This is a genomic window from Streptomyces sp. NPDC002156, assembly GCF_053593675.1.
This window is the reverse complement of sequence record NZ_JBSFDA010000310.1, coordinates 1-5,473: the sequence shown is the minus strand read 5'-3', so window position 1 is coordinate 5,473 and position 5,473 is coordinate 1. Positions and strand designations below refer to the sequence as shown.

6 protein-coding genes and 1 pseudogene are annotated in these 5,473 nt (G+C 68.8%); 3 read left to right on the top strand and 4 right to left on the bottom strand.

The genetic code is table 11. From position 1 onward, the window contains the following. Positions 1-34 precede the first annotated feature (34 nt). Positions 35-253 carry a hypothetical protein gene (locus ACWCRB_RS48820; RefSeq protein WP_451002220.1) on the bottom strand — a complete coding sequence of 73 codons (219 nt, stop codon included), beginning with the start codon at positions 251-253 and terminating at the stop codon, positions 35-37. Between the two features lie 280 nt (positions 254-533). Between ACWCRB_RS48820 and ACWCRB_RS48815 the strand changes: the two genes are divergently transcribed. Beyond that, complete coding sequence (locus tag ACWCRB_RS48815) at positions 534-1,100, top strand: DUF4352 domain-containing protein (RefSeq protein WP_451002219.1); 567 nt, start codon at positions 534-536, stop codon at positions 1,098-1,100. An 81-nt stretch (positions 1,101-1,181) separates the two neighbouring features. Then, positions 1,182-1,424: pseudogene (gene cutA / locus ACWCRB_RS48810) on the top strand (divalent-cation tolerance protein CutA); the annotation flags it as partial. A gap of 189 nt (positions 1,425-1,613) precedes the next feature. Here cutA and ACWCRB_RS48805 read toward each other — a convergent pair. From ACWCRB_RS48805 to ACWCRB_RS48795, 3 genes are all read right to left on the bottom strand, one after another. Beyond that, complete coding sequence (locus ACWCRB_RS48805) at positions 1,614-2,264, bottom strand: class I SAM-dependent methyltransferase (protein ID WP_451002218.1); 651 nt, start codon at positions 2,262-2,264, stop codon at positions 1,614-1,616. 155 nt (positions 2,265-2,419) lie between these two features. After that, positions 2,420-2,956: a hypothetical protein gene (locus ACWCRB_RS48800; protein ID WP_451002217.1), complete on the bottom strand. Its 537-nt coding sequence runs from the start codon at positions 2,954-2,956 to the stop codon at positions 2,420-2,422. Between the two features lie 374 nt (positions 2,957-3,330). Beyond that, complete coding sequence (locus ACWCRB_RS48795) at positions 3,331-5,070, bottom strand: MFS transporter (RefSeq protein ID WP_451002216.1); 1,740 nt, start codon at positions 5,068-5,070, stop codon at positions 3,331-3,333. A 231-nt stretch (positions 5,071-5,301) separates the two neighbouring features. On the opposite strand from ACWCRB_RS48795, the gene ACWCRB_RS48790 reads away from it, so the two are divergent. Next, positions 5,302-5,473, top strand: a 172-nt coding sequence (locus tag ACWCRB_RS48790; protein ID WP_451002221.1) for a sigma factor, incomplete at its 3' end; no start/stop codon positions are given.

Sequence of the window (5,473 nt, the reverse complement as noted above, 5' to 3'; positions counted from 1 at the left end):
GCGCGCGGTCTGCGCTGTCCGCGGCCCACCAGCCTCAGTGGTTGGTGGGCCGCGTCAGTGCTCCCACATGTCCGGGCCGCCATCTCGCCACTCGATCAGGCCCAACTGCGGCGGCGTAGGTCTCGTCGATGTCCTCGATCCCGGCCTGACGCAGGAACTCGGCGATGGCCCGCAGCCCGTACGCCCGTCCGGGGAACTCGCCGTCGACCCCCACGCGTCGGCCGCCGTCCTCGTCGGGCGGGTACACGATCACGGGGCCATGACGGCCTGCGTCTCCGAGCGGGACTCCACCCTCCACCCAGTCGCGATCCGCTGGTTCACAGCCCAGCCCAGAATGAGGCGCTGTTGTTGCGCGTCGGACGCCCCGCTGCCCGGGGCGAAGAGATCAGCCGGGACTGGACAGCACCATCCCGCAGCGCAGCCGCAGGGAGGCATACTCACTCATCCGAGTTCACAACACGGACACATGCCTCACAGCAGGGCATCGCCGGGCGCATGATGCCCACCTCGACACGCAAGTCCAGGGGGAGTCCATGCGCACCCGTAACACCACTATCGCCACCTGCCTGCTACTCGCCGCCGTCACCACCAGTTGCTCCTCCGGCAGCAAGGAAGAGCCGACCGTGGCGAAAGCCTCCAAGGCGGAGTCTGCCAGCCCTACCCCGAGTCCCACCCCGTCACCCAGCCAGGAGACTTTCGAGTTCGGCAACACCGCTGACATCGGCGCCGACGGCCGTAAGTGGTCGGCAACCGTGCTCGCCTTCAAGGATCAGGGGATCACCGGTGATCCCGGGCTGGGGTCGGATGGGCAGAAGTGGGCGCTGGCCGAGGTGAAGGTCTGTAACCGGGGGACGGATGCGTTCCCCGTGACTCCGTTCACGTGGTCGCTCGCGTACGCGGATGGGGTGCGGGTGGAGCCGACGCACGTGAGCAGCGGCTTGCCCGAGCCTCTGTATCCGATGGAGACGAAGGTCAAGGGCGGGGACTGCGTGCGAGGGAACATCACGTTCGAGGTGCCGTTGGAGGGGCGCGCCGAACGGGTGGTGTACTCGCCGTCGGATTTGGATGAGCCTGTGGATTGGACCGTCCCGAAGACTTAGCCGAAGGGCCCTCCGTATGGCTACCACGGCCGTGCAGAGGGCCTTTCGCGTGCCCGAGGCAGCCTCACTACGTTCCCGCGCATGACTGACTTCCTGCCGGTGTCCACGGCAACTCCCTCCCGCGATCAGGCTGTCGCCCTCGCCCGCTCAGTGGTCGCCGAGCGGCTTGCGGCAGGTGCAGAGATCGTCGGTCCCGTCATGTCAGCGTTCTGGCACGATGGCGAGTTCGGCACTGGCGAGGAGTGGCAGCTGCTGCTCAAGACCACCCGCACCCACTACCCGGAGCTGGAAGTTCACCTGCTGAAGAACCATCCGTGGAAGAACCCGGAGATCGCTGCCGTGGCGATCGAGGCCGGGTCGAGAGGCTGCCTGGAGTGGATCGCCGCGCCACTCGGGCGCGAGCCTCGAGTAGTTGATGCCCGCCTCGGAGCGGGCAGGGTAGAACACCGTGCCGAAGGCGAGGGCGGCCATCGCGCATCGCGCGCACGCCGTGACCGCGACTCCAACCGGCCCTCAGACCCCGCCCCCCGTTCGCCGCAGCACGCGCAGCGAGCGGGTCGCGGAGACCTCCGTGAAGGTGCCGGAGGCGAGGGCGCGGAGGTAGACGCGGTAGGGGGCCTGGCCGGTGAACTCGTCCTCGGGGTCGGGGAAGACGTCGTGGATGAGGAGCAGCCCGCCCTCGGCGACATGCGGGGCCCAGCCCTCGTAGTCGGCGGTGGCGTGCTCGTCGGTGTGTCCGCCGTCGATGAAGACGAGCCCGAGCGGGGAGTTCCAGATCCGCGCCACCTGCGGCGAACGCCCGACGACCGCGATCACGTGGTCCTCCAGGCCCGCCTGATGCAGGGCTCGCCGGAAGAGCGGAAGCGTGTCCATGACCTTGAGTTCCGGATCGACGGTGTCAGGGTCGTGGAAGTCCCACCCCGGCTGCTGCTCCTCACTGCCCCGATGATGATCGACGGTGACAGCACTGACACCGGCGGCACGGGCCGCGTCGGCGAGCAGGATGGTGGATCGTCCGCAGTACGTCCCTACTTCGAGGAAGGGGAGCCCGAGGCCCCCTGCCTCGACGGCGGCCGCGTACAGCGCGAGCCCCTCGTCCAGGGGCATGAACCCCTTGGCGGCCTCGAACGCGGCCAGGATCTCGGGCGTGGGCGCCGGGGGCATGGGGGTCCCTTCGGTCGTACGGGCGTGCGGGACCCCATGCTGCCGTACAGCCCGGGCGATGTTGACGACAGGGGGTGCGTGCTGAGGGGCGCTGATGAGGCTCCTCGAAATTGAGATTGGCCAGTCCCGATCAATGCCGTTACTTGATCGCATGCTCAACCAGAGGTCGGCGGCTCACCGGGGAGGTCGGCACCGACTTCGCGCGCCGGATACATCTGCAGACTGCTCAGCCGGTGCGGCGGTTCGGTCTCGGTCGCCGCCTCGATGCGCAGGTCGGCGATGTGTGCGCGAAGGTACAGAGGTTCGGCCTGCACGTCGGTGAGGCCCTCGCGCAGTCGCTCGGCGACCGTGGTGAACAGGTGGGTCACCCAGTCCGTCGGTACGAGGCTCAGGTAACGATCGTCGAAGTGTCGGCGCAGTTCCTCCTCGTCGGGGGGTGTCCATCCCGGGGTGCCGGCTGCCGCGAAGCGCGCCATCACCCACCGCACGTGCGTCAGGGCGTGGCTCGCCGGGGTTTCGGCCTCGATGCGTTCTTTGAGTGCGGTCCAGCTCGGCAGCCCGTGCTCGCGGGCGATGGCCAGCTGGGCTTCGTGAAGTGTCGCGAACTCCCCTGTGGAGAGGCGACGTTTCGCCTCGATCTTCAGGTACCGGAGGCTGGGCCGGTCGGGGAGACGGCGCGGTTGATCGGACAAGGCAGTCCTTCCTCGGCGCCCGCGGGTCCGCGACATCGGGCTGGAAGATCTGCCAGTGACCTTCATGCACAACCGGTGAGCTTGCAGCTCTGCCCGCGGACCCAGAGGCGGCCGGGAAACCGCCAGGGAACGACCGTACACCGCCATCCCGGGGTCACAGCAACGGATTTCGCACCGTCCCACGGCACTGAACAGGGAGGGCTGCGCTGTCTCCACCGGACCGCGGCCTTCGCGTGGGTGCCGTCGTCCGAGGCCACGCTGCCGAGCCCGAGGCGTCGTCGGTCACCCGGTCACCGGCAGACAGCGAGGCGCCGCCGGTTGCCCCGAACCGCGCCGCCTGTCCCCGCACCCGCCCCCGCTCGTGCGCGGAGCGCTTACGCGCTGACCGTCTCCCCAGGCAAGGAAAGGTCCAAGTCGACCGCCCCTTCCCCACCCGCATGCGTCGCAGACGAGGCATGCGGCCCATACCCAGAAGCCCGCGCGGCCAGCACATACGCCCCCTGGGCAGGAACGGCGAGCGCGTAACTCCCGTCCTCCGCCGACAAGGTGGCTCCCGCCTGCCGCCCACGCCGATCGATCAACGTGACCTTGGCCCGCGAGACCGGAACCCCGTCAGTCCCCAGAACCCGCCCACGGAACCCGGAGCCGACCGAGGCGTCGTCCTTACTGCTCGCCCGCAGCTGGAGCCCACTGTCCGGCCGCCGCCCCGGCAGGAACAGCGCCAGCACCAGCCCGACAGTCACAGCCCCCGTGGCGATCAGGAACGACACCCGGAAACCGTGCATGGTCGGGATCGCGACGCCCCCCACATGGTTCGCGGTGTTGGCGAGCACCATGCCGATGACGGCGCTCGACACGGACGTACCGATGGACCGCATCAGGGTGTTGAGCCCGTTCGCCGCGCCGGTCTCGGAGGCCGGGACCGCCCCGACGATCAGGGCAGGAAGGGAGGAGTAGGCGAGCCCGATGCCGGCGCCCAGGACCACCGCGATGACGAGGGACTGCCAGGCCGCGCTCATCAGGCCGAGGCCGGCGCCGTAGCCGATGCCGATGATCAGCAGGCCGAGGATCAGGGTGACCTTGGGCCCGTACTTGGCGGACAACCGGGCATAGACAGGGGCCGTGAACATCATCGTCAGGCCGAGCGGGGCCACGATCAGGCCCGCCATGACCATCGACTGGCCGAGGCCGTAGCCGGTGGCGGTGGGCAGCTGGAGGAGCTGGGGCAGGACGAGCGAGACGACGTAGAAGGAGACGCCGACCATGATCGAGGCAAGGTTGGTGAAGAGGACAGCGGGCCGGGCGGTGGTCCGCAGGTCCACCAGCGGGGCCTTCAGGCGCAGCTCCAGTACGCCCCACAGGAGGAGTACGAGGGCGGACGCGCCGAACAGGCCGAGTGTGGTGGGGGAGGTCCAGCCCCAGTCGCTGCCCTTGGTGATCGGGAGGAGGAAGAGGACGAGGCCGACGGAGAGTCCGATGGCGCCGAGCACGTCGAAGGTGCCCTCCGCGCGCATCCGAGATTCCGGTACGACGAACAGGGTGAGGGCGATGGCGAAGGCACCGAGGGCGGCGGCGCCGTAGAAGAGGGCGTGCCAGTCGGAGTGCTGGGCGATCAGGGCGGCGAGGGGGAGCGCGAGGCCGCCGCCGACGCCGATGGAGGAACTCATCAGGGCCATCGCCGAGGGGAGCTTCTCGCGGGGCAGCATGTCGCGCATCAGACCGATGCCGAGGGGGATGGCGCCCATGGCGAAGCCCTGGAGCGCACGTCCGGCGATCATGGTCAGCAGGTCGCTGGTGAGCGCGCTGACGAGGGCGCCGACCACCATCACGGAGAGGCTGGCGATCAGCAGGCGCCGCTTGCCGTACAGGTCACCGAGCCGGCCCATGATCGGCGTGGCCACGGCTCCGGAGAGGAGTGTCGAGGTCAGCACCCAGGTGGCGTTGCTGGGCGAGGTGCTCAGCAGCTGGGGCAGGTCCTTGATGACGGGGACGAGCAGGGTCTGCATGACCGCGACAACAATGCCCGCGAAGGCGAGCACCGGGACTATGGCCCCGCCCGTTCTGCCGGTGCCACCGGTATCCCCGGTGGGCCGGTCGGTCGTCGTGTGCGTCATGGGGTGGGGCCTCCAGGCAGGCTGATCGTGGCGTTTCGCCGTGGGGACGGGGGTACGTGTGACATGAACCTGTGTGCCTGGGCAACTATTCCGATGTTTTGGCGTACTAACTAATTTTTGACCTGACCATGGGTGTCTGACTCTCCGTCACGTTCCCGCCGGAAAGTTCTTTGGGATCGGGGCAACGGTTCGGGCGGTTCGTGGACTCCTTTGAACATCTAGGAGGTGCTCATGGGGGAACGGGATCGGAAAGCGGCTCGGGACGAGGAGTTCCAGAGCTTCGTCGTCGGCCGCTGGCCACGGCTGATGCGTACGGCATTTCTCCTCACGGGGGAGCAGCACGCCGCGGAGGACCTGGTCCAGTCGACGCTCGAACGGGTCTATGTGGCCTGGCGGAGAGTCG

Bases quoted from the DNA above. Each gene is read 5' to 3' on its own strand.
- ACWCRB_RS48795 (WP_451002216.1), bottom strand. From the start codon at position 5,070: ATGACGCACACGACGACCGACCGGCCCACCGGGGATACCGGTGGCACC.
- ACWCRB_RS48805 (WP_451002218.1), bottom strand. From the start codon at position 2,264: ATGCCCCCGGCGCCCACGCCCGAGATCCTGGCCGCGTTCGAGGCCGCC.
- ACWCRB_RS48815 (WP_451002219.1), top strand. From the start codon at position 534: ATGCGCACCCGTAACACCACTATCGCCACCTGCCTGCTACTCGCCGCC.